Origin of the sequence: Streptomyces sp. NPDC001480, from assembly GCF_042894725.1 — a bacterium.
Taxonomy (GTDB): domain Bacteria; phylum Actinomycetota; class Actinomycetes; order Streptomycetales; family Streptomycetaceae; genus Streptomyces.
The window spans coordinates 193,402-216,910 of record NZ_JBIAVX010000011.1 but is presented as its reverse complement, the minus strand read 5'-3'; the positions used below and the strand labels follow the sequence as shown (position 1 = coordinate 216,910).

15 protein-coding genes are annotated in these 23,509 nt (G+C 73.0%); 6 read left to right on the top strand and 9 right to left on the bottom strand.

Annotated features, from left to right (window positions below; genetic code table 11):
• The first annotated feature begins 47 nt into the window (after window positions 1–47).
• On the top strand, window positions 48–848 hold the full coding sequence (locus ACFY01_RS27620) for a GNAT family N-acetyltransferase (RefSeq protein ID WP_390738427.1): 801 nt from the start codon (window positions 48–50) through the stop codon (window positions 846–848).
• A gap of 254 nt (window positions 849–1,102) precedes the next feature.
• Here ACFY01_RS27620 and ACFY01_RS27615 read toward each other — a convergent pair whose 3' ends face one another.
• On the bottom strand, window positions 1,103–1,891 hold the full coding sequence (locus ACFY01_RS27615; RefSeq protein ID WP_390738426.1) for a rhomboid-like protein: 789 nt from the start codon (window positions 1,889–1,891) through the stop codon (window positions 1,103–1,105).
• A gap of 198 nt (window positions 1,892–2,089) precedes the next feature.
• On the opposite strand from ACFY01_RS27615, the gene ACFY01_RS27610 reads away from it, so the two are divergent.
• The 4 genes from ACFY01_RS27610 to ACFY01_RS27595 all read left to right on the top strand — a co-directional run bounded on the left by ACFY01_RS27610 (window position 2,090) and on the right by ACFY01_RS27595 (window position 9,071).
• Window positions 2,090–2,767 carry a spermidine synthase gene (locus ACFY01_RS27610; protein WP_390738425.1) on the top strand — a complete coding sequence of 226 codons (678 nt, stop codon included), beginning with the start codon at window positions 2,090–2,092 and terminating at the stop codon, window positions 2,765–2,767.
• Window positions 2,768–2,890: 123 nt separating this feature from the next.
• The gene (locus tag ACFY01_RS27605; protein WP_361809921.1) at window positions 2,891–3,631 is read left to right on the top strand and encodes a response regulator transcription factor; all 741 of its coding nucleotides are present in this window, start codon (window positions 2,891–2,893) and stop codon (window positions 3,629–3,631) included.
• On the top strand, window positions 3,628–4,734 hold the full coding sequence (locus tag ACFY01_RS27600; protein ID WP_390738424.1) for an ATP-binding protein: 1,107 nt from the start codon (window positions 3,628–3,630) through the stop codon (window positions 4,732–4,734). Before ACFY01_RS27605 ends, ACFY01_RS27600 begins: the two co-directional genes overlap by 4 nt.
• Window positions 4,735–5,246: 512 nt before the next feature.
• A complete protein-coding gene (locus ACFY01_RS27595; RefSeq protein ID WP_390738423.1) occupies window positions 5,247–9,071 on the top strand; it encodes a multifunctional oxoglutarate decarboxylase/oxoglutarate dehydrogenase thiamine pyrophosphate-binding subunit/dihydrolipoyllysine-residue succinyltransferase subunit in 3,825 nt (1,274 codons plus the stop codon).
• A 73-nt stretch (window positions 9,072–9,144) separates the two neighbouring features.
• On the opposite strand, the gene fxsT is transcribed toward ACFY01_RS27595, so the two are convergent.
• From fxsT to ACFY01_RS27555, 8 genes are all read right to left on the bottom strand, one after another.
• Window positions 9,145–12,150, bottom strand: coding sequence for an FxSxx-COOH system tetratricopeptide repeat protein (gene fxsT, locus ACFY01_RS27590; RefSeq protein ID WP_390738422.1), 3,006 nt, complete (start codon window positions 12,148–12,150; stop codon window positions 9,145–9,147).
• Between the two features lie 155 nt (window positions 12,151–12,305).
• Window positions 12,306–13,763, bottom strand: a complete 1,458-nt coding sequence (locus ACFY01_RS27585) for an aKG-HExxH-type peptide beta-hydroxylase (RefSeq protein ID WP_390738572.1) — start codon at window positions 13,761–13,763, stop codon at window positions 12,306–12,308.
• Window positions 13,763–14,977: an FxsB family cyclophane-forming radical SAM/SPASM peptide maturase gene (locus ACFY01_RS27580; RefSeq protein ID WP_390738421.1), complete on the bottom strand. Its 1,215-nt coding sequence runs from the start codon at window positions 14,975–14,977 to the stop codon at window positions 13,763–13,765. Before ACFY01_RS27580 ends, ACFY01_RS27585 begins: the two co-directional genes overlap by 1 nt.
• Before the next feature lie 69 nt (window positions 14,978–15,046).
• On the bottom strand, window positions 15,047–15,232 hold the full coding sequence (gene fxsA, locus ACFY01_RS27575; protein ID WP_390738420.1) for an FxSxx-COOH cyclophane-containing RiPP peptide: 186 nt from the start codon (window positions 15,230–15,232) through the stop codon (window positions 15,047–15,049).
• A 59-nt stretch (window positions 15,233–15,291) separates the two neighbouring features.
• The gene (locus tag ACFY01_RS27570) at window positions 15,292–18,600 is read right to left on the bottom strand and encodes an SAV_2336 N-terminal domain-related protein (protein WP_390738419.1); all 3,309 of its coding nucleotides are present in this window, start codon (window positions 18,598–18,600) and stop codon (window positions 15,292–15,294) included.
• A gap of 7 nt (window positions 18,601–18,607) precedes the next feature.
• Entirely contained in the window at window positions 18,608–19,630 is a 1,023-nt protein-coding gene (locus ACFY01_RS27565; RefSeq protein WP_390738418.1) for an AAA family ATPase, read from the bottom strand.
• A gap of 111 nt (window positions 19,631–19,741) precedes the next feature.
• Complete coding sequence (locus ACFY01_RS27560; RefSeq protein WP_390738417.1) at window positions 19,742–21,898, bottom strand: trypsin-like peptidase domain-containing protein; 2,157 nt, start codon at window positions 21,896–21,898, stop codon at window positions 19,742–19,744.
• Complete coding sequence (locus ACFY01_RS27555) at window positions 21,895–22,974, bottom strand: CU044_2847 family protein (RefSeq protein ID WP_390738416.1); 1,080 nt, start codon at window positions 22,972–22,974, stop codon at window positions 21,895–21,897. The genes ACFY01_RS27560 and ACFY01_RS27555 overlap by 4 nt, the downstream gene beginning before the upstream one ends.
• Before the next feature lie 195 nt (window positions 22,975–23,169).
• Here ACFY01_RS27555 and ACFY01_RS27550 point away from each other — a divergent pair, with 195 nt between their 5' ends.
• Entirely contained in the window at window positions 23,170–23,349 is a 180-nt protein-coding gene (locus tag ACFY01_RS27550) for a DUF6104 family protein (RefSeq protein ID WP_028420339.1), read from the top strand.
• The last annotated feature ends 160 nt before the right edge of the window (window positions 23,350–23,509 follow it).

Genomic DNA, 23,509 nt, shown 5'->3' with positions numbered 1-23,509 from the left:
GAAAAGCACTTGCCGCCCGCCCCGGCATTCCCCGTACCGTGCCCCCGGTGACGACCGACACCGCGGCCCTGCTCGCCGCCTACGACGCTCAGATACGCGCCGTCCCGCCCGCCCCGCCGCCCGGGATCACGCACGAGTACGAAGGCGGGCTGCTGCGGGTCGTCGGCGATTTCCGCGGCTTCCTCAACGCGCCGCGCGACCTGGGCCTGCGCGGGCGGGAGCTGGACGAGCTGATCGCCCGGCAGCGGGACTTCTTCGCGGCGCGCGGGGAGGCGGTGGAGTGGAAGGTCCGCGGCCACGACGCGCCCGCCGACCTGACCGACCGGCTGCGCGCGGCGGGGTTCGTGCCCGAGGAGCAGGAGACGGTACTGGTGGCGCCCGTGGCGGAACTGACCGTCCGGCAGCCCGCGCTTCCCGACGGCGTCACGCTGCGCCGGGTCACCGCCGACGCGGACATGCACCGGATCGCCGCCCTCCAGACGGCCGTCTGGGGCCAGGACATGAGCTGGCTCGCCGAGCACCTGATCGGGCGGATCTCGGTCGCCCCCGACAACATCTCCGTGCACGTCGCCGAGGCCGGCGGCGAGATCGTCTGCGCGGCCTGGCTGCTCTTCCGCCCCGGTACCGAGTTCGCCGGCCTGCTGGGCGGGTCCACGCTCGCCGAGTGGCGCGGCAAGGGCATCTACCGCGCCATGGTCGCCACCCGCGCCGCCCTCGCCGCCGCGCGCGGCGTCGGATACCTCAACGTCGACGCCTCCGCCGACAGCGCCCCTATCCTGCGCCGCCTGGGCTTCCACGCGGTGACGACGACCACGCCGTACGTGTGGTCGCCGGAGGGGCAGGCCTAGGGGTCACCTGGGCCGGCGGGCTGGGAGACCGTGCGGCCCAGGAAGGTTGGCGGGCGTGGGCGGGGACATTCGGGGGCGCCGGGACGTCAGGGGCCCCGAAGCCGGGCAGTAGGTCATCGCTACACCACCGCAAGGGAGTTCACAGGGAGCCCGCTGAAACTTCCGGTGGATTCACGGCGGCTCGGGGGCCGGTGCATGGGCTGGGCCGAAGTACGCCCACGCGCGCGTGCCCTGGCGATGGGGCCGCTCGTCCGTCAGGCGGTGCGGGTCCGCTGCCAGTGTCTGACCAGGGGCCAGGTGGTGACGCCTATGGCCAGGGAGATCAGGTGGCCCCAGTTGGTCATCGGGTCGGTGAAGGCGATCAGGTCCTGGACGATGATCCAGCCGGCCAGGGCTAGCAGCGGCCAGCGCAGCCACGGGGTGAGCAGGCCGGCCAGTGAGCCGACGCCGGCCGCCACGCCGAAGCTGATCCCGTAGTCCAGCCGGTGCAGGGAGCTGTGCGGCAGGTGCCCGGCGAGGACGGCGAGGCCGACGGGCACTTCGGTGGCGAGGGTCGCCAGTACGTGCCCGAGCAGGAAGATCCCGGCCGCGCGCGGCCCCCCTATGCGCCGCTCCAGCGCGGTCAGCACGAGCACGAAGGCGAGCGCGTACGGCGAAAGGAGCCCGCCGGCGATCCACAGCGCGCTCGCCAGCAGTACCAGTACGGGCGAGCGCAGCAGATGCGCGACGTCCGTGCTGGAGGCCTGGTGGAGGGCGTGGACGAGGGACGGGTCGGCGTACTCGGTGAACAGCGAGGTCAGGGCGAGCACGGCCGCGTAGCCGACGGTGAACGGCGTTCCGGTGGGGGTGGGGAGCAGGCGCCAGGGGCGGAAGGCGGGGACCGGGGCGGGGGCCGGGCGCGCGACCGCGACCGCAGCGGGGCCGCTCACCGTCGCCGGGCCACGCTGGCGCGGCACGCCGTCCAGCAGTTCGACGGACGGACGGCCGTCCTCGGAGAGGGGCGGGAACGAGGCCGGCGACGCGGCACTCGCGGTCGGTTCCAAGGTGGGCGCTCCTTCCGTTCCGCCCCACCTTTCGCGCCCCACCTGTCGCTGTCTATGACCGACACCACGCGAGACCGGATTCACAGGAACCTCTCATCCTCCTCCTGCGTCCGCACGGTCGGGCCGCCCTCGGCCGGCGCCCCGCGGGTCACCCGTAATTCGCCTGCCCGCCAAGCCCCGTTGGGGCAGGATGGCGCCATGGCAGCCACCTACGACATTCCCGTGGTCCTGGACCGTCGCGAGGGCCCGTACGGCGAGGTGGTCCTGCGCAGGCACGGCGACTTGCTCCAGATCATCGCCAACGGCTGCTTCCTGATGGACACCTCCGACGGCCGTTCGGAGCGGCTGCTCGTGGACGCCGCGTACGGCGCGCTGGACGGCCGGCCGGAGCCGGACCTGCTGATCGGCGGGCTGGGCGTCGGTTTCTCGCTCGCGCACGCGGCGGCCGATCCGCGCTGGGGCCGGATCACCGTGGTGGAACGCGAGCGGGCCGTCGTCGACTGGCATCTCGGCGGCCCGCTGTCCGCGCTCTCCGCCGCCGCCCTGGCCGATCCGCGCACCCGGATCGTGGAAGGCGATCTCCTGGAGCACCTCGGTGAGACATCCGCCACGTACGACGCCCTGTGCCTGGACATCGACAACGGCCCCGGCTGGACTGTCACGGAGGACAACGAGGGGCTCTACTCGTCGGTCGGACTGGCGGGCTGTGCAAGGGCTTTGAGACCCGGCGGGGTGCTCGCGGTGTGGTCTGCGCGGCCCTCCCCGGAATTTGAAGGTACCTTGCGGAATGCCGGGTTCCGTCAGGTGCGTACCGAAGAGATCCCCGTTGCCCGGGGCGTTCCGGACGCCGTGCACCTCGCCGTACGCCCTGGATAGCAAATGCGACGCCGCTCCCCGTAATGTGCTTCCCTGACGCGGATCATTCAAGCGTCAATCGCAACCATGCGCAGACCGAGGAACCACCCCACTGGTTCCGGAAAGCACACTCAGGGGCGGGCGATGGAGCAGACACACACCTCCCACAACGGCGCGGCTGCGGCCACCCAGGGCGCACAGCGCCGGGTTCTCGTCGTCGAGGACGACCCGACGATCGTCGACGCCATCGCGGCCCGACTGCGCGCCGAGGGATTCCTGGTGCAAACCGCCGGCGACGGCCCGGCCGCCGTCGACACCGCCGAGGCCTGGCAGCCCGATCTGCTGATCCTCGACATCATGCTGCCCGGCTTCGACGGTCTGGAGGTCTGCCGCCGTGTGCAGGCCGCCCGTCCGGTGCCGGTGCTGATGCTGACCGCGCGCGACGACGAGACCGACATGCTGGTCGGGCTGGGCGTCGGCGCCGACGACTACATGACCAAGCCGTTCTCGATGCGGGAGCTGGCCGCACGGGTGCACGTGCTGCTGCGCCGGGTGGAGCGGGCGGCGATCGCCGCGTCCACCCCGCGCTCGGGCATCCTGCGCCTGGGCGAGCTGGAGATCGACCACGCGCAGCGGCGCGTGCGGGTGCGCTCCGAGGACGTCCATCTGACGCCGACCGAGTTCGACCTGCTGGTCTGCCTGGCGAACACCCCGCGTGCGGTGCTCTCCCGGGAGCAGCTGCTGGCCGAGGTCTGGGACTGGGCGGACGCCTCCGGCACCCGGACCGTCGACAGCCACATCAAGGCGTTGCGCCGGAAGATCGGGGCCGAGCGGATCCGTACCGTGCACGGCGTGGGCTACGCCCTGGAGACCCCGACGCCATGAGCGACGGGCCGGCCGCACGGAGGAGCCCCGGGGATCCCTGGGGCGGCGTACGCCCGTTCTCGATCAAGACCAAGCTGGGTGCGCTGGTCGTCATCTCGGTGCTGATCACGACCGGGCTGTCGATGATCGCGGTGCACACCAAGACGGAGCTCCGCTTCATCACGGTCTTCTCGATGATCGCCACACTGCTGATAACGCAGTTCGTGGCGCATTCGCTCACCGCGCCGCTGGACGAGATGAACACGGTGGCCCGGTCCATCTCGCACGGCGACTACACGCGCCGGGTGAGCGAGAGCCGCCGGGACGAGCTGGGCGACCTGGCCCAGACGATCAACGTCATGGCCGACGAGCTGGAGGCGCAGGACCTCCAGCGCAAGGAGCTGGTGGCGAACGTCTCGCACGAGCTGCGCACCCCGATCGCGGGACTGCGGGCGGTGCTGGAGAACGTCGTCGACGGCATCGCGGAGGCCGACCCGGAGACCATGCGGACGGCCCTGAAGCAGACCGAGCGGCTCGGGCGGCTGGTGGAGACCCTGCTGGACCTGTCCCGGCTGGACAACGGCGTCGTACCGCTGCGCATGCGGCGCTTCGAGGTGTGGCCGTATCTCTCGGGCGTGCTGAAGGAGGCCAACATGGTCGCCTCCGCGCGCGCGGGCATCGCCTCCGGCTCCGGCAGCCACACCCGTACGGACGTCCATCTGCACCTCGACGTGTCCCCGCCGGAGCTGACCGCGCACGCGGACCCGGAGCGGATCCACCAGGTCGTGGCGAACCTCATCGACAACGCGGTCAAGCACAGCCCGCCGCACGGCCGGGTGACGGTGAAGGCGCGGCGCGGGCCGCAGCCGGAGTCGCTGGAGCTGGAGGTCCTGGACGAGGGGCCCGGAATCCCCAGGTCGGAGTGGCGCCGGGTGTTCGAGCGCTTCAACCGGGGCGCGGTACGCCGCCCCCACGGCCCGGGCAGCGACGGCGGCACAGGCCTCGGCCTGGCGATCGCCCGCTGGGCCGTCGACCTCCACGGCGGCCGCATCGGCGTGGCCGAGTCCGAACGGGGCTGCCGAATCCTGGTCACCCTCCCGGGAGAACGCTCCCTGGACGGCTGACCCGCGGCCGACCGGCCCCGGGTGGGAGCCGGACTCCACCTCCCGCGACCGGAACCGCGACAAACCCCACACGGAACCCAGCGCCCCCTCTCCCCACCCGGCCGGCCGCCACCCCCACCGAGCTGTCCCCCGGGTGCGGATCCGCCCGGCGGCCGGAACCCGGTGGCCGGAATCGAGCGGGGTTGCCGGGGGCTGATCACCCGTACGGGAGAGCCATTCATGCCAAGTTGACGTAAAGTTCGAACCGGAGCCACATGATCCACCGCTGTCCCCGCTGACGGACACGTGTGATCAGGGGGAGGCCTGTGGCGTGTCGTACCCAGGCCCCGGTCGAGGCATCCCTTCCGCGGGTGAACCACGCTTGTTTCCCGCCATATCAACCCCCGAAACACACTTTTCGATGTGACTTACACGACGATGAACGGGCCCGACCTGACCTTCACGGTCTTGGAGGCGTAGCCTTTATTCCCGCTGTCCATCACCTTGTGAAGCGGAAGAGGGCGGTTGCCGCCGTGTCGCCACAGTCCAGTAACTCGAGCATCTCGACCGACGACCAAGCCGGGAAGAACCCCGCTGCCGCGTTCGGTCCGAACGAGTGGCTCGTCGACGAGATCTATCAGCAGTACCTCCAGGACCCGAATTCGGTAGACCGGGCCTGGTGGGACTTCTTCGCTGATTACAAGCCCGGCGCCGCGGCCGCGGGGGCCGCGGAGACCCCCACCGCTGCCACTCCGGCCAAGCCCGCGGCCCCGGCCGCGCCCGCTCCGGCGCCCGCGGCTGCGAAGCCCGCGGCGAGCGCCCCGGCGCCCGCGCAGCCCGCCGCCCCCGCCAAGCCGGCGCAGGCCGCCGCCCCCGCCAAGCCGGCGCAGGCCGCGCCCGCCGCCCCGGCCGCGAAGCCCGCGCAGCCCGCGGCGCCCGCCCAGCCGAAGGCGAAGGCCCAGCCCGCCGCTGCGGCCCCCGCCGCCGCGGACGGCCCGGAGTTCGTGACGCTGCGCGGCCCGTCCGCCGCGGTCGCCAAGAACATGAACGCCTCGCTGGAGCTGCCGACCGCCACCTCGGTCCGCGCGGTCCCGGTGAAGCTGCTGTTCGACAACCGCATCGTCATCAACAACCACCTCAAGCGGGCCCGCGGCGGGAAGATCTCCTTCACGCACATCATCGGCTACGCGATGGTGCAGGCCATCAAGGCCATGCCGTCGATGAACTGGTCGTTCGGCGAGAAGGACGGCAAGCCGACCCTCGTCAAGCCGCCGCACGTGAACCTCGGCCTGGCCATCGACCTGGTGAAGCCCAACGGCGACCGCCAGCTCGTCGTGGCCGCCATCAAGAAGGCCGAGACGCTGAACTTCTTCGAGTTCTGGCAGGCCTACGAGGACATCGTCCGTCGCGCCCGCGACAACAAGCTGACGATGGACGACTTCACCGGCGTCACGGTCTCCCTGACCAACCCCGGCGGTCTCGGCACCGTCCACTCCGTGCCGCGCCTGATGCCCGGCCAGTCGGTGATCATGGGCGTCGGCTCCATGGACTACCCGGCGGAGTTCCAGGGCACCAGCCAGGACACCCTGAACAAGCTCGGTATCTCGAAGGTCATGACGCTCACGTCGACCTACGACCACCGGGTGATCCAGGGCGCCGCCTCCGGCGAGTTCCTGCGCGCCGTCGCCAACCTCCTGCTCGGCGACAGCGGCTTCTACGACGACATCTTCGAGGCGCTGCGCATCCCCTACGAGCCGGTCCGCTGGCTCAAGGACATCGACGCCAGCCACGACGACGACGTCACCAAGGCCGCCCGCGTCTTCGAGCTGATCCACTCCTACCGGGTCCGCGGCCACGTCATGGCCGACACCGACCCGCTGGAGTACCGCCAGCGCAAGCACCCCGACCTGGACATCACCGAGCACGGCCTCACCCTGTGGGACCTGGAGCGCGAGTTCGCCGTCGGCGGCTTCGCCGGCAAGTCGATGATGAAGCTGCGCGACATCCTCGGCGTGCTCCGCGACTCGTACTGCCGCACCACCGGCATCGAGTTCATGCACATCCAGGACCCCAAGCAGCGCAAGTGGATCCAGGACCGGGTGGAGCGCCAGCACTCCAAGCCGGAGCGCGAGGAACAGCTGCGCATCCTGCGCCGGCTGAACGCGGCGGAGGCCTTCGAGACCTTCCTGCAGACGAAGTACGTCGGCCAGAAGCGCTTCTCCCTGGAGGGCGGCGAGTCCGTCATCCCGCTGCTCGACGCGGTGCTGGATTCGGCCGCCGAGTCCCGTCTGGACGAGGTCGTCATCGGCATGGCCCACCGCGGCCGGCTGAACGTCCTCGCCAACATCGTCGGCAAGTCGTACGCGCAGATCTTCCGTGAGTTCGAGGGCAACCTCGACCCGAAGTCGATGCACGGCTCCGGCGACGTGAAGTACCACCTGGGCGCCGAGGGCACCTTCACGGGCCTGGACGGCGAGCAGATCAAGGTCTCGCTGGCCGCCAACCCGTCCCACCTGGAGACGGTCGACCCGGTCATCGAGGGCATCGCCCGCGCCAAGCAGGACATCATCAACAAGGGCGGCACGGACTTCACGGTCCTGCCGGTGGCCCTGCACGGTGACGCGGCCTTCGCGGGCCAGGGCGTGGTGGCCGAGACCCTGAACATGTCGCAGCTCCGCGGCTACCGTACCGGCGGCACGGTCCACATCGTCATCAACAACCAGGTCGGCTTCACCGCGGCCCCCGAGTCCTCGCGCTCGTCGATGTACGCGACGGACGTGGCCCGCATGATCGAGGCCCCGATCTTCCACGTGAACGGCGACGACCCCGAGGCCGTCGTCCGCGTCGCGCGGCTCGCCTTCGAGTTCCGCCAGGCGTTCAACAAGGACGTGGTGATCGACCTCATCTGCTACCGCCGCCGCGGTCACAACGAGTCGGACAACCCGGCCTTCACCCAGCCGCTGATGTACGACCTCATCGACAAGAAGCGCTCGGTGCGCAAGCTGTACACCGAGTCCCTGATCGGTCGCGGCGACATCACCCTGGAAGAGGCCGAGCAGGCCCTCCAGGACTACCAGGGCCAGCTGGAGAAGGTCTTCACGGAGGTCCGCGAGGCCACGTCCCAGCCGCTCTCCGGCCCGGTGTCGGATCCGCAGGCGGACTTCCCGGTGGCCGTGAGCACCGCGATCTCCACGGAGGTCGTGAAGCGGATCGCCGAGTCCCAGGTCAACATCCCCGACTCCTTCAACGTACACCCGCGTCTCCTGCCGCAGCTCCAGCGCCGGGCGACGATGGTCGAGGACGGCACGATCGACTGGGGCATGGGCGAGACCCTCGCGGTGGGCTCCCTCCTGCTGGAAGGCACCCCGGTCCGCCTCTCCGGCCAGGACTCCCAGCGCGGCACCTTCGGTCAGCGCCACGCGGTCCTCATCGACCGCGAGACGGGTGAGGAGTTCACGCCGCTGATGTACCTCGCCGAGGAGCAGGCGCGGTACAACGTCTACAACTCCCTCCTGTCGGAGTACGCGGTCATGGGCTTCGAGTACGGCTACTCGCTGGCCCGCCCCGACGCGCTCGTGATGTGGGAGGCGCAGTTCGGCGACTTCGTCAACGGCGCGCAGACGGTGGTCGACGAGTACATCTCGGCGGCCGAGCAGAAGTGGGGCCAGACGAGCGGCGTGACGCTGCTGCTCCCCCACGGCTACGAGGGCCAGGGCCCGGACCACTCCTCGGCCCGCATCGAGCGCTTCCTCCAGCTGTGCGCGCAGAACAACATGACGGTCGCCCAGCCGACCTTGCCGTCGAACTACTTCCACCTCCTGCGGTGGCAGGTGCACAACCCGCACCACAAGCCGCTGGTGGTCTTCACCCCGAAGTCGATGCTGCGCCTGAAGGCCGCCGCGTCGAAGACGGAGGAGTTCACGACGGGTCAGTTCCGCCCGGTCATCGGTGACACGACGGTGGACCCGGCCGCGGTCCGCAAGGTCGTCTTCTGCGCCGGCAAGCTGTACTACGACCTCGAGGCCGAGCGCGCCAAGCGCGGCAACACGGACACGGCGATCATCCGCATCGAGCGCCTGTACCCGCTCCCGGGTGCCGAGCTCCAGGCGGAGATCGCCAAGTACCCGAACGCCGAGAAGTACCTGTGGGCCCAGGAGGAGCCGGCGAACCAGGGTGCCTGGCCGTTCATCGCCCTCAACCTGATCGACCACCTGGACCTGGCGGTCGGCGCGGACATCCCGCCGGGCGAGCGCCTGCGCCGGATCTCGCGCCCGCACTCCTCCTCGCCCGCCGTCGGTTCCGCGAAGCGGCACCAGGCGGAGCAGGAGCAGCTGGTGCGTGAGGTGTTCGAGGCGTAGGTCTCCGACGGATCCACCGCCAAGGGCCCGGCCCCGGAAGTTCTCCGGGGCCGGGCCCTTCCGGTTGTTCCCGTCAGGTCGTCTGGGGCTCGAAGTCCCAGTAAGGCCGGTTGCGGGAGCGGGCCGAGATGGTGTGGATGTGCTGCTTGCCGAGCGTGGCCTCCAGGTCGGACAGGGCCTCCTGCTCGACCTTCTCGGCCTGCTGGACGTCCCTCAGGCCGCGCAGGTCGGCCGCGTGGGCCACCCGGGCGGACAGGGTGAGGGGATGGGTGCGGCCGAGGGACTCCGTCGCCCGGGTGATGGTGTCCCGGCTGAGCGCGGCGGCCCCCTCCGTGTCGCCCACCAGGTTGCGCAGGGCCGAGGCGTTGATGGCGCAGCCCAGGGCGTAGGGGTGGTTCTCGCCCACCGCCGCGGTCATGTCGGCCAGCGCCTGGTCGACGAGCACGTGCGCCTGGTCGCGTTCGCCGACGCTGCGCAGGATGAGGGCGTGGTTGGCCCGTGCGCCCGCGATGAAGGGGTGCCCCTCAATGAGCAGTTGGCCGTATCTGGCCAGGATGGACTCGCTGGCCTCGCGGGCCTGGTCGATGTCGCCGTGCTCGCGGGCGAAGCAGCTCTGGCTGACGGCGGCGGCCAGGGTCTCCGGGTGCCGGTCGCCGACCTTGCGCTCGTATCGTTCCAGCACCCGCGCCAGCATCGCCCCGGCGGCGGCCCGGTCCCCGCCGCGCAGCCGGCACAGCGCCAGGTTGTGCTCGGCCCGCAGCGTCTGCGGGTTGTCCGTGCCCATGACGAGGCGGCACTCGCGGACGTTCTTCGTCTGGACGGACTCGGCCTCGGCGTAGCGGCCCAGCAGCCTCAGGCAGGTGGCGTAGGAGCCCTCGGAGAACAGCGCCCACGGGTGGCGTGCCTTGAGCAGGCGGCGGCGCATCTCCAGGGTCGTCTTGTCGATGTCGAGGGCCTGTTGGTAGTGGCCGAGCAGCCGGTGGGAGAAGCCCAGGTTGTTCAGCGCGTTGAGGGTGCGGGAGTCCTCCTCGCCCAGGAGGTCGCGGTAGGCCGGGTACAGCCACTGGTAGTGCTCGAGTGCCTCCTCGTAGCGGCCCAGTCCCCACAGGTTGGCGCCGACGCCGTTGGCGGCCCGCAGATGGTCCAGGTCCCGTTCGCCGCGCTCCTCGCGCAGGTGGTCCATCGCCTCCCGTTCGAGGGGCTCGCTGCGCTCGTAGTCGCCGGTGGCGCGCAGCAGGTTGGCGTACTGGTAGATCAGGTCGAAGACCCTCGGGTGGAACTCGCCGAGCAACGACCGCCAGGCTCTCAGGGCACGCGCGCCGAGTTTGACGCCCGAGGTGTACTCGCCGGCGAAGTACATGTAGCGCAGGCAGTTCAGGACCAGCGTCTGCACCCTGCGGTCGTTGCTGTTCAGGACGTCGGCGTACTTCAGGTGCGGCACGATCTCCGCGTACGCGTCCCACAGCCGGGTGTCCGTGGCGCGGCCGGGGTCGGCCGCCGCGAGGGCGCGCCGTACGACGTCGACGAACTCCCGCCGGTCCGCCTCCGGCATGTCGCTCCGCACGATCTGGTGGACCATGCGGTGCAGGTACAGCGACTCGCCCGAGGAGGCCGAGTCGGCACCCTGGTCGTGGGCCTCCAGGCGCACCACGGAGTACTGGCGCAGCTGGTTGATCGCCCGGTTCCACAGCAGCGGGTCCTCGAGCAGCCCGGTGAGCTGTTCGGGCAGATCGTCCTGCGGCATCTCCCGAAGCAGTCGTACGGGGATGAAGCCGGGCGCGAAGAAGGTGCACAGCCGCAGCAGGTCGACGGACTCGGGGACGGTCTCGCGGAGTTTGTTCAGCAGTATCGACCAGGCGGTCTGGAAGGCGACGGGGAAGTCGGCGGAGACCCGGACCACGTCCTGGTCGATGCCGCCCTCCAGCAGGGCGATGTAGTCCTCGACGGAGAGGTCGGAGTCGTTGAGCCAGCCGGCCGTCTGGTCCAGCAGCAGCGGCAGGTCCTCCAGGGCCTCGGCCAGCTGGTCGGCGTCGGCCTCGGTCAGGCGCGGGGCGCGGCGCCGGATGAAGGCCACCGACTCGTCGCGGGCGTAGACCGGGATCTGGAGCAGCCGGCTGTTGTGTTCGCCCCACTGCGGGTTCCGGGAGGTGATCAGCACGTGTCCGGGACCGGTGGGGACCAGGTCCCAGATCTGGTCGGGTTCGTCGGCGCCGTCGAGGACCAGCAGCCACCGGGTGGACGGCTCGCCCCGGCGCAGCGCGTCGCGCACCGCGCGCAGCCGCTCGCCGTACTCGGCGCCGGTCGACAGGCCGAGCTTCGGGGCGAGTTCGGCCAGCAGACGGCGGTAGGTCACCCGTTTCTCGGCGTTGATCCACCACACGACGTCGTACTCGGAGCTGAACCGGTACACGTATTCGGCGCCGAGCTGTGTCTTTCCCACCCCGGACATGCCGTAGAGGGTGAGCACGCCCGCGCCGGGCTCGCTGCCGTTCAGCAGGTGGTAGGCGTCGTTGAGCAGCGGCTCGCGGCCGGTGAAGCGGGTGTTGCGGCGCGGTACGCCGCCCCACACCTCGGGCATGGCCGACGGGAAGCGCAGTCCGCGCCGGTTGCCGGCGGGCTCGGGCAGCGGTTCGTACTCCAGGTCGAGCCGCTCGACGACGCGCCGTTCGGCCTCGTCCGGGCCGGTGTTCACCAGGTCGACGGGCGCGAGGACGGCGGTGGCGGTCGGGATCGACGCGGTGGTCACGGAGACGGCCGCGAAGCGGGACGGGTCGGGCGCCACGACCTCGCGCAGCGCCACGTTCCACTCATCGTGGGTGCGCGGGCCCAGTTTGAAGTACCAGTCGCTGATGAGGATGAGAACGCGGCCCTCGGCCAGGCTCAGGTCGCGCAGCAGTTCCACCAGCGGGACCTCGGGAGGCGCGTCCCACCGCAGGTACACCACCCGCAGGCCGCGCCGCTCCAGACGGTCCCCGATCCAGGCCGCCCAGGCCCGGTTGAACCCGGCGAAGCTGATCGTGACGGTCTGCTTCGCGGTTCCTCTCTCGGTTAACCCGAACGGCCTACGACTTCCAGACATGCAGCGGCCTCCCGCTCGCGATTTTAGAAGCTGTGCACAGCCCCGGGAAGGCGTGTGACCGCGCCTGCGCCGATGCTCGTGGAGCACATCCTTTCCCGCCGGCGCGACGATCTCCACCTCCGGGCGCAAAGGTCGTGGACGCGGCTCCTGATGCCTCACTCATGCGAGCGGCGCACATCCGCCGCATGGCGCTGCACCCACAGCCGGCGGGCCGCCCGCACGTACTCGCGTGCCCGGACGGCGTGGGCCCGGGGGATCGCGATGTCCCCCATGCGCTCGTGCGTGTCGACCATGACCTCGACGAACCGCCGCCCGGGCGGGGTCAGGTCGCCCGAGCCGACGAGCGCCGGCAGCGCGGCCGCCACCTGCTCGTGGTAGCGGGCGAACTGGCCCCAGGCCGTGTCGCGCCGCGCGGGCTCGCCTTCGCCGAGTGCGCGGTGCTGGAAGTAGTCCGCGAGCGCGAGGTGCGCGTAGGCGCCCTGGAGCAGGCCGTCGTACGGTCGCGGCTCGGGCCGCCACGGAGCGAAGTACCGTGCTCGGCCATTGGAGTGGTGCAGCGTCACCATGGTGCTGAGCACGGCCAGTTTGGCGTGGTGCAGTTCGTGCACCAGGGTCGCCGCGAAGGCCATGGCGTTCGGCGGGGTGCTGCTGAGTACGGCCCCGAAGGCCTCCTGCCGGGTGGCGCTGCACGAGCCGTGGGCGCGGTCGTCGGCCGAGTCCCCCGGCGGCACCGCGAGCGGCACCAGGCAGCGCAGCAGGGCCGCCGCCTCGGTGAGCCGTCCCGCGCCGCCGAGCCGCAGCGCCGTGGCCGTGCCCGACCAGGCTTGCAGCCAGCGTTTGCGTTCGGTGTCGTCGAGGGTGACGGGGCCGCTGAGTCCGTAGTAGTGGGGCCCGCCGTGCACGCTGCGGTAGGGGTCCAGGTCGTCCAGCGGGATCGGGAGGCTGTCGGGCAGCAGACCGGGCAGGGCGTACGCCGGGGCCCAGGCCCTGGAGTCGGCCCAGGCGCCGACACCGTCCTCCAGGTGGACGACGACATCGGCGGCACCCGGCCGGCGCAGCGTCAGCCGGCCGCTGCGGTGGACGGCGTCGACCGGCGTCGGCTCCCGCTCGTCCGTGCGCAGCGCGCCGAGGGAGGGCAGGAAGAGCATGCCGGCGTGGGCGGTGAGGCGTACGGCGAAGGGGACGCCGGCGCGGGCGGCGAGCGCCGCGGCCACGGCGCTGAAGTGGTCCAGGTCGGCGGCCAGGTCCCGCTGCCGTCCCGGGTCGGCGGCGTCGGCACCGGTGGAGCCGAGTCCGCGCAGCACACGCTGGGCCCAGGGGCCGAGCAGGGGATGCAGGAGGCCGGTGCGGACGGAGGGGCCCGCTGTCGCCGCGGCCCGTCCGCCGGGGTTGGCCGTCGCGCCCTCCGCCTCCTCCAGCAGGGCCCAGTCCTCCCGCAGCCGTCGCGGCGCTCCGGCCGAGCATGTCCTGGCCTCGCTCGTCCCGTCGAGGACCGCGCGCAGGACGAGGAGCCGCCGGGTGTCCTGGTCGCGGGCCAGGAGGGCGAGGGTCTCGTGGCTGCCTCCGGTGCGGCCCAGTTCGGTGAGGGCGTGGTCGGGCAGCGGCGGAAGTATCACGGGGTGCCTCCTTCGGCCGAGGAGGCGGCCGGTACGCGTGCCGTGTCCTCGGTGAGCCGTCGCGCCACGTGGCGGATGAAGCGCTGCAGGTCCGCGCAGTACACGGACGGGTTGGCGAAGCCGTGTCCGGACCGGTAGCGGTGCGCGTACTGGCCGCCGCCGCACACGCGGAGCAGCGGGCAGGCGCGGCACCCGGCGGCCAGCGCGTCCGCGCCCGCCTGCCGGGCCGCCACCGCCGGGTGGCGCAGTACGTCGTCGAAGCCGTGCCGGAAGACGTCGAGACCGGTCTCGGCGGCGCCCTCGTAGCAGGACTTCAGGGAGTCGACCTGCTCGATCGACCCGTCGGTCTCCACGACGACCGTTTCGAACGGCGCGAGGCCCAGCGACTCGGTGGCGGCGGGCAGGCCGAGCAGCAGGGCTATGCACGCCTCGAAGAGGCGGACCCTGGTCTCCCGCCGTCCCGCGTCCCACCAGCGGTCGAACACGGCGCACAGCCACCGGCCGTAACGTTCCTCCCCGAGGTGCGCCGGCGGGGCGGACCAGTTGCCGTGCGGCAGCAGCAGGTCGAGCGCCGGGGGACGCAGGGCGAGCAGTGACTCGTAGGTCTCCACCGGGTCCAGCATGGGGTCCACGACGGTGAGGATGCCGGCGTACGAGCCGGGGAAGCAGTCGGCCAGCAGGCGGGCGCCGCGCGAGGCGGCGGTCCAGGACGGGCGTCCGGCGTGGTCGACGCGCTGGGCGTTGTGGCCGGGCAGGCCGCCGTCGAGGCTGATGCCGACGCGCAGGCCGGCGGCGGCGAGCACGGCGAGACGCCGCTCGGTGAGGAGGGTGGCGTTGGTCTGGAGCACCGGGTGGACGGCCGTACCGGGCCGGACGCGGTCGCGGACCAGGGTGGTGAAGCGGGCCAGGGTGCCGGCGCCGGCCAGGAGGGGTTCGCCACCGTGCAGGACGAGGGCGAGCGCCGTCAGTCCGTGTGTGTTCGCGTGCTCGGCGATGCGGGTCGCGGTGCGGTCCAGGACGGCCGAGGACGCGGCCCGGGGCCGGTCGCGCCAGGAGTGGTCGGGCCCCTCGTACAGGTAGCAGTAGCGACAGGCGAGGTTGCAGCGGCCGTGCATCTTGACGATGAACTGCCGGAAGGGGAACGGGGCGACGGGAGCAACGCCGTACGACACTCCGCCACCCCCATGCCTTCGGCCGTCCACTGGCCGCATTCCCGACCGGACCACGGGCAAACTGAACTGGCATGTGCGCAAGGGGATTTGACCGGATCCTGTCCCTGCTCAGAACGAGCTGTTGTATCCCCACAGCATCTCGCCGGGCTGAGCGGCCCGCTCCCGCAGGTCCTCCAGCACCTCGGACAGCACGGGGTGCCGGACCGTGCGCAGCTCGGCCAGGTCCATGGCCAGTACGTCCGGCAGCGGCTCGCCCCGCCCGGGCTCGCCGGCCTCTGCGGGCTCCACGCTCATGGTCTCCCCCTGTTCGCCGTCACTCGCCGTCATTCGCTGTCGTTCGCTGTCATTGGCCGTCATTCCAGCTCCGCCAGCCTGCGCGCCGTGTCCTCGGCGGTGGGCTCGCCCGTGCCGACGGTGTCCTGCGGTATCCGCTGCCACTGCGACCGTGCCGTCCGGTAGGCCTCGCGGGCGGCACGCGGGCGTGCGGCCGCCTCATAGGTCATACCCCGCCAGTGGTGTGCCTGAGCGTGCAACTCCACGGCCGCCAGCCGTCGCCGCTCGGTCTCGGCCTCCTCCTCGGCGTCCCCCGCGGCCTGGGCGGCGTCCCGGAACACGTCCACCGCCGCGTCCAGCCGGGTGGGCCGGCCAAGGCTCCGGTAGGCCTCGAAGTGTGCCCGGCCGAGCGCCAGCAGACAGCGCGCGGCGGACAGCGCGTCGTCCGCCTCGGCCGCCGCCAGCCCGAACAGGTGCTCCGCCTCGCGCAGGTCGACCGGGTCGCCGCGGGTGCCGTAGCGGGCCATCAGGGCGCGCCCGAGCGCCAGCAGGCGGCTCGCGAGCCGTGGGTCGCCGGGTGGTGTCTCCGTACGGCACTCGCGCAGTACCCGGATCGCCTGGGACAGCGGGTCGAGGGACCGGGCGCCGGTTTCCAGGTCGGCGAGCCGCAGCAGCGTCCCGCCCCACTCGGCGAGGACCTCAGGGTGGGCGGGCGCGTCCCGGGGCATCCCGAGGGCGGCCTGCTCGAAGCGTTCGGCGGCCACCCGCAGTTCGCGCGGGTCACCGGAATCGCCGTGCCGTGCCACGGCGATCCGTCCCGAGCGCACCAGCAGTTCCGACCGCAGCGCCCGTTCGCGGGTGAGCCGGAGGGCCTCGTCGACCCGGTCCTGTGCCTCGTCCAGGGAGCCGCCCGAGGTCAGCAGCGCGTCGACCAGGTCGAGCCGGATGCGCACCTGCTCCCGTGGCGCCGGTTCGGTGCCGGCCTCGGCGGCGGTCTCCAGCGCGTCCCGCAGCGACCGGGCGGCCTGCTCGGCGTGGCCGCGGGCCTGTTCGGGGTCGGTCGTGGCGTCGGCCAGCCGGAGCAGGACCCGGCCGTGGGCGAGCGGCAGTTCGGGCGGGCGGCTGCGGCGGTCCGGCCAGGCGTCGGCGAACGCCTCCAGCATGCCGACGGCGCCCTGCAACAGCGCGCCGTCACCGCCCAGGCGCCACTGTGTCTCCAGGGCGCGGACGCGCTCCAGGGTGAGCTTCAGCGCCTCGGCCTGCCCCAGGTCGGGCGCCGCGCAGGCCACCGCGTACTCGCGGTCGGCGCGGCTGAGCAGGTCCAGCGCGCCGTGCTGGTCCCCGCGCCGCCTGCGGTCGACGGCGGCCGCGTGCAGCACGCGCGCGAGGACGGCCCGTTCGCGCAGGGCGTGCGGATGCGCGACGGCCCGCTCCGCGGCCCGCTCCGCCTCGCGCAGCAGGTCGGCGCCGCCCTGCACCTCCCACAGCCGCAGCGTGGCCTGCGCGCACTCCGCCCACAGTTCCGGGTCGGCGCCGGCGGGCCGTTCGTGCTCGGTCGCGCCGCGCAGCAGCTGTACGGCGTCGATGAGGTCCTGCACCATGCCCTCGTCGTCGAACCGCGCGACCAGTGAACGGGCCCGGGTGACCGCCTGGTGCGTCGAGCGGGAGCCGGCCGGACCCGGCGCCGTACGGGCGCCGTAGGCCGCGAACTGTTCGGGCAGCGGCATGAACCTCTCCAGCACGCGCACGGCGACCTCCGCGAAGGGCTGCGGCACGAGCGTCGCGTCGCCGTTGTCACCGGGGTAGGAGCCGCCGGGCGCGTACGGCCGCCCCGCGCCGCCGTTGCCGAGCTGGGCCAGGGCGAGCGCCGGGAAGTTCGCGCCGCCCTTGCCGTAACGCTGCTCGATGTACTCCGAGCAGTGCTTGAGGACCAGCACCGCCTCGTCCCTGCTGAGCGTCGACAGCAGGGCCTCCTGCACATCGGGCTCCATCTCGTACCACTGGGCGCCGTCGTCGCCGTGGCTGTCGCCCGCGCGCGTGAGGAGGCCGCTGAGCAGCACCTCGGCCAGCTCGGACGGGCCGGAGTCGGGCAGCATGGTCCGCTGGACCAGTTGCATCACCGGCAGGCAGAGCGGGGCGGCGGCCAGGCAGACGGCGAGCCGTCCGGCGGCCGGGGAGGCGGTGGAGCGGAAGCGGCCGAGGCGCTGCACCCAGGAGCGCTGCCCGGCGGGGCCCGCGGCCGGGGCGGGCGGCTGGTCGGGGCGCACCCAGCCCACGGCACCGGCGACCGGTGCGGCGCCGGCCCCGGACAGCAGCCGGGCCCACGCGCCGAGGGCCACCGGTTCGGGGGGCAGCACGGGGACGGGCAGGCCGCCGCGAGGCTCCACGGGTGCGCCGGCCGGGGTGCGTACCCGCAGCGCGGTGGCGCCGCCCAGGATCGCGCCGCGGGTGAGTTCGCCGTACGTCACGGGCAGCCGGGTGCGGCTCCACAGGCGCTGCGGAAGCGGCTGGAGCACCGCGGCCGGGGCCTGCCGGGCCAGTTGGTGCAGCAGGCGGTGGGCCCGGCCGCTGCGCCACAGGGGGCCCGCGCAGTCGCTCACCAGGAGCGTGATCCGCCGGCCGGTGGGGTCGCTGAGCCGGTCCGCCGCGTGCAGCGGGGCCGTGTGCGCGTCCGGGCTGCGGCTGACCACCGGCTCACCGTCCGGCCCCTCGTGCAGATGGCTGACCTGGACGTCCCCGAAGGCGCCCAACTGGGCGAAGACCTCCTCCAGTTCGCCGAACATGCGGTCCCACACGCGCATCGACGGGGAGGCGTCGAGGACCAGTTGCAGCCGGGTGTCGCCGCGGGTCACGGCCCGGTGCACGGGCATCACCAGGCCCCCTGCCCGGGCGCTCAGTTCGGCCGTGGCGGTCTCGTCCAGCTCCTTGCGCAGCGGCGGTGCGGCGCTGCGGTAGCCCTGCAACGGCCGTAAGGCGCGCTGGAGTTCGAGCGGGGCGGGCAGGGCGGGGGCCACGGGCACCCCGACCGGCAGTGCCGTCGCCACGCCCGGCGCACGCGCGCGTCGGGTCCCGCCGCGCGTCGGCGGGTACAGGGGCACGCTCCCGTCGGCCCGGACGCCGTACGCCGGTGGCCCGGGCTGCTCGGGCCGCGGGGTGTCCTGGCCCTCCGGCGCCGGAGGACGGGTGGGGGAAGGCTTCCCCGGACGACCGGGCCGGCCGTCCGCGCCGCCCGGCGGCTCCCCGTCCGGGTCCGGCACCCCCGACGGGCGCGTCCAGCGGGCCAGCCACAGGGCGTCGCTCAGCGCCTCGGCATCCGGGTCGAGCCCGATCTGCCGCAACGTTGCGACGAGTTCGGCGATCGGATCACCGGTGCGGTGCGCCTCGGGCATCAGCGCCTCACCTCGGACGGTCGAGTCGCTGGATGAGCAGGTCGGCGAGTCGGTCGCGGCTGGGCGGGGCGGCCGCGTCGGTGAGGTAGATCGCGTTCAGCAGCTGGTCGGTGGCGAGGAGTTCGCTGCGGGAGCGCTCCAGGAAGCGGGTGATCAGGTCGTCGCCCGCGCGGGCCGCCTCGTCGCCGAGGTGGGCGCGTACGAAGGTGGCGAGCCGGTTGTGGTCGGGGCGCCCGAGTTCGAGGTGGATGCAGCGGCGCATCAGCGGGGCGGGGAAGTCCCGTTCCCCGTTGCTGGTGAGGACGACGAACGGGAAGGCCCGGCAGCGCACCCGGCCGTCGCGGACGCGGACCTTGGTACCGTCGGCGGTGAGCACCTCGGCCTCGCCGTCCGGCAGGCGGTCGGCTATGCGCTGGAGCTCGGGTATCTCGAACTCGCCCTCCTCCAGGACGTTCAGCAGGTCGTTGGGCAGGTCTATGTCGCTCTTGTCGAGTTCGTCGATGAGCAGCACACGCGGTGTGTCGGAGGGCAGCAGGGCGGTGCCGAGCGGGCCGAGGCGGATGTAGCTGCCGATGGCCTCGACGGCGCCGGGGCTGCCCGCCGCCGTGCCGTAGCCTCCTTGCGCGGCGATCTGTACGTCCTGGAGCCGGGCGATGGCGTCGTAGTGGTACAGGCCGTCCTGGAGGGTGGAGCGGCTGACGATGGACCAGCGCAGTACGTCGCCCAGGCCCAGCTCGTACGCCACCGAGTGGGCCAGCGTGCTCTTGCCCGCGCCGGGGCTGCCGGTGACGAGCAGGGGGCGGCGCAGATAGAGCGCCGCGTTGATCATCTCCAGTTCCTCCGCGCCGGGCCGGTGGAGTTCCGCCAGGTGCCGGTGCGCGCCCAGCCTGCGGTCCCGGGAGCCGTCGCCGTCGCCCGCGGTGTCCCGGCCGGTGAAGTCCCGCCAGGGCGGCGGCGGGGGCAGCCGGCTCATTCCGTCGTGGGGTTCTCCGGCGCCTCGGTAGATGAGCCACTCACTGGATTCGGTCATGGTCCGGTCCTCGTCGTCACTCGTCCGCCAGGGCAGCCGTCGAACGTGCATCACGGTATCGATCCGCAGGAGAGCTGGTAAGAGGCCGAGGGATGCTCGGGGCACGTCGCATCAGGGGGCCTCCAGGAGATCTCCGGCGCCGGGCAGGGGTCGGTGCGGATCGTCGTACAAGAGTGCGATTCCGTCGGCCCAGTAGGCCTCCGTGAGACCCGCGTGCCGCTTCACCCGCAGCCCGTGCACCAGGTCGGGGAGGAACACGGCGCCCGCCCCGTCGTCGACGACCTGCTTGGTTCCCCGGTGGAACTCCCCGCACACGGCGTCCGGTTGGCTCCGCCAGCGGCGCCACAGGACCACGCCGAAGCCGGCGTTGAGGATCCTGCCGAGCGCGGCGGCGTCGTCCTCGTAGCGCTGGTCACCGTAGCGGCACAGCACCGGGACCGTACGGGGCGGCAGACGGCGCAGCTCCGCGACGGTCGGCACCGGCTCGCGCACCCCGTCGTCGCAGTCCAGCACCTGGGTCTGGGCGTCGCGGGCGTGCAGCCGGCGCCAGCGGTCCCGCCGTTCGGGGTCCTCGTCCCCGGCGCCCCACTCGGCGCCGGGCGTCCCGTACTCGCCGTCGGCCGGCAGCTGGTCGCGGTCGGAACAGCGCACGACGACCGGCCGCTCGGCGCCCAGCGGGGGGCCGTCGGGCCGCAGCCGCCAGTCGTCCACGGCCAGGCCGAGCAGCAGGTGCGGCAGGGCCGCGTGCAGGACCGCGGGCCGTCCGGGCTCGTCGCACTGGCGGAAGGCCTCGGCGAGCGGGGCGGCCACCCGGGCGGGCAGCTCCTCCAGCGAGGTCCGCTCGGCCTCGTGCAGCCGGATCACGTCGCCCTCCGGGGCGGCCACGGAGACCGACCAGTCGCAGCGCTCGGGCTCCCAGCCCCTCGGCAGCACTTCGAGCAGCACGGACAACCGCGGCCCGGCGTCGCCCAGCCCACCCAGCCGCTCCCGGACCGGCTCCCCCAGCGGCGACGGGGTGCTCGGGGCGGCGGGCAGCGGGCCGACGAGGACGGCGGGGGAACGGCGGCGCAGCCCCAGCCACTGGGCGCGCCGCCGGGCCAGGCCGTTGCGGTAGCCGCTGTCGAGGCCCGTCGACGCCTGCTTCACCCACTCCCACAGCGCCTGTTCGGCGTCCAGCAGACTGGGCGTGGCCGGGCGTTCGGCCGCCATCACCTGCATCGCGTAGTCGAGTACGAGCTTCAGCGCCCCGTCCTGCCGCGCGTTCTCGTACAGCACGCCCAGGCCGTCCCGCCAGCCGCGGGGGGCCGGTACCAGCGTGGGGAGCTGGAAGTTCGGCAGCGAGTCGAGGATGTCGAGCAGGCCCCGGGTGGTGGCCGGCGGCGGCAGGTCGGCGAGCCGGCCGAGCAGCTCGCCGCGTTCGTCGGGGCCGAGTGTCCGGCCCGGGCGGGCGCCGATCTCCGCCTGGAGGTCGGCCCAGGTGGGGCGCCGCGAGTCCGAGGGCTGCTGCCGGTCGCGGTGGTAGCGGTCGTGGGCGTGGAAGACCGCCTGGTAGACGTCGTCGTGCTCGGTCCTGACGGCGTCCGGCGGCACCTGTAACGTCCGCAGGCGCTCGATCCCGGTGGAGGTGCCCCCCGTCCCGTGGTCGGCGCGCGATTTCAGCAGGCCGATGACCTCGCCGCGCACCGGGTCGACGACGGGGCCGCCCGAGACGCCCGGCGGCAGGTCGTTGTGCCCCAGTCGCAGCTGCGCCCCCGCCGACCAGCCGCCGATGGTCCCCTGCACGGAGAGGAACCCGTCCAGGATCTGCAACTGGCCTCCCATCACCGTCCAGCCCGCGTAGAACACCCTGCCCTCGCCGTAGTGCGCGGCGGGCCGCTCGGAGACGTACACGCAGTCGTGGTCGACGGGTTCGCGGAGCCGGACGAGGGCCAGGTCGGGAGCCGGCCAGCTGCCCGGCACGGAACGTTCGACGCGCTCCGGGAGGGTGGCCGCCACCTGACCGGGGACGGCGGACGGGCCCTGGCCCGGGCCGGTCTGGTAGACCACCGCCACTTCGCCCCCCTCCCCGGCGTTCACCACGTGTGCGCAGGTCAGAACCCAGTTCGGGGCGATGAAGAATCCACTGCCGAGAAAGCTGCCGGGTTCGTCCAGGGCATACCCGACACCCGTGCGATGAATGCGCACGGTCGCCGCCATGACGAGGTCACGCAGCGCATGGTGGGCGGCATGGGAACCGCCCGGTGCGCCCCCGTCGTATCCGTTCGTCATGCCCCGCCCCCACCGCGGGCGTCCGGGGCACCCCCGTGCGCCTGGGCGCCGGCGGACACGCCCGCGCGGGTGGACACGCCCGCGCGGGTGTCGCCGCCGCCGGGCGGTGATCCGTCTTGGGGCGCACGGGGGGCGGCCGGGGGCGCGGTGGCGCCCGGGTCGTCCCCTGCGCGGGCGGCCGGGTCCGGGACGGGTCGGCGAGCCGCCGGGTCCGGGACGGGTCGGTGAGTCGACAGGTCCGGGGCAGGCCCGGGAGCCACCGCGTCCGGGACGGGTCGCGGAGCCGACAGGTCGGGGGCAGGCCCGGGAGCCACCGCGTCCGGGGCGGGTCGCGGAGCCGCCGGGTCCGGGGCGGGTCGGCGAGCCGACAGGTCGGGGGCAGGCCCGGAGGCCGCCGCGTCCGGGGCGGGCCGCGGAGCCGCCAGGTCGGGGACGGGTCGGCGAGCCGACAGGTCGGGGGCAGGCCCGGGGGCCACCGCGTCCGGGACGGGTCGCGGAGCCGACAGGTCGGGGGCAGGCCCGGGAGCCACCGCGTCCGGGACGGGCCGCGGAGCCGCCGGGTCCGGGACGGGTCGGCGAGCCGACAGGTCCGGGGCGGGTCCGGGAGCCGACGGGCCAGGGGCGGGTCCGGGAGCCGACGGGCCAGGGGCGGGTCCGGGAGCCGACGGGCCAGGGGCGGGTCCGGGAGCCGACGGGTCCAGGTCGGGCCCGGGGGTCGCCGGGTCCGGTGGGCCTCCTCCGTTCCAGGTCAGGGTCACCGTGATGCCTGCCTTGGCCTCCCCGTCCGCCAGCAGCCCGACGACCTTCCCGGCCTTCGCGGTCAGCTCGATGCCGAACTCGACGCTCACCTCGTCCGGACGCACCGCGCGCAGCGGGCCGGCCAGCGAGCGGGCGACGCCGGTGACGAGCGAGTGGAGGCTCTCCACGCTCGCCTCCACCCGTTCGGCGAACCCGGTGTCCGTGAACGACAGTTCTCCCGTCGGCACGGCGAGCTCCTCGGCCCCGGATATCCGGGCCCACACCGGTGTGCCGTCCGGCAGCTCGATCCGCGCCACCCGCGTCACTTCCTGCCCCATGCCACTCCCCCGTTCCCCCGTCTCCCCTTGGCCGGCCCGCCGCCGGGCAGCCGGCCCCGCACTGGTTCCGCCTATCCTTTTCCTGTTCTGTCGTGGCTTCCCGGGCGGGAAGCCAGCGCCTCTCCTTCCCGCGGGGAGAGGGTTCTTCCCGCACGGGAGCCCCCCTACCCCTGTACTGACCACGGAGCACCAGCCATGTACTTCACCGACCGAGGCATCGAGGAACTGGAGAAGCGGCGCGGCGAGGAAGAGATCACCTTCGAGTGGCTCGCCGAGCAGCTGCGCACGTTCGTCGACCTGAACCCGGACTTCGAGGTCCCGGTGGAGCGACTGGCGACCTGGCTCGCCCGCCTGGACGACGAGGACGACGAATAGGCGCCGTGTAGCCGCGCGCAGCCGCGACGCAGCCGCGGAAGAGCCGCCGATCCTCCCGACACCCGACACTGGGCCGCCCGTACGGGGTCCAGTGTCAGGCATGCCCTCGATCGGGTGACTTGACTTCCCGTGAGCACGATATATCGTGTTTCTCTGTAGA

What these genes read in the sequence shown, in the direction of transcription:
- fxsA (WP_390738420.1), bottom strand. Translation starts at nt 15,232, where the DNA reads ATGAGCGTGGAGCCCGCAGAGGCCGGCGAGCCCGGGCGGGGCGAGCCG.
- fxsT (WP_390738422.1), bottom strand. Translation starts at nt 12,150, where the DNA reads ATGTCTGGAAGTCGTAGGCCGTTCGGGTTAACCGAGAGAGGAACCGCG.
- ACFY01_RS27580 (WP_390738421.1), bottom strand. Translation starts at nt 14,977, where the DNA reads ATGCGGCCAGTGGACGGCCGAAGGCATGGGGGTGGCGGAGTGTCGTAC.
- ACFY01_RS27570 (WP_390738419.1), bottom strand. Translation starts at nt 18,600, where the DNA reads ATGCCCGAGGCGCACCGCACCGGTGATCCGATCGCCGAACTCGTCGCA.
- ACFY01_RS27565 (WP_390738418.1), bottom strand. Translation starts at nt 19,630, where the DNA reads ATGACCGAATCCAGTGAGTGGCTCATCTACCGAGGCGCCGGAGAACCC.
- ACFY01_RS27550 (WP_028420339.1), top strand. Translation starts at nt 23,170, where the DNA reads ATGTACTTCACCGACCGAGGCATCGAGGAACTGGAGAAGCGGCGCGGC.
- ACFY01_RS27610 (WP_390738425.1), top strand. Translation starts at nt 2,090, where the DNA reads ATGGCAGCCACCTACGACATTCCCGTGGTCCTGGACCGTCGCGAGGGC.
- ACFY01_RS27600 (WP_390738424.1), top strand. Translation starts at nt 3,628, where the DNA reads ATGAGCGACGGGCCGGCCGCACGGAGGAGCCCCGGGGATCCCTGGGGC.
- ACFY01_RS27605 (WP_361809921.1), top strand. Translation starts at nt 2,891, where the DNA reads ATGGAGCAGACACACACCTCCCACAACGGCGCGGCTGCGGCCACCCAG.
- ACFY01_RS27560 (WP_390738417.1), bottom strand. Translation starts at nt 21,898, where the DNA reads ATGACGAACGGATACGACGGGGGCGCACCGGGCGGTTCCCATGCCGCC.
- ACFY01_RS27555 (WP_390738416.1), bottom strand. Translation starts at nt 22,974, where the DNA reads ATGGGGCAGGAAGTGACGCGGGTGGCGCGGATCGAGCTGCCGGACGGC.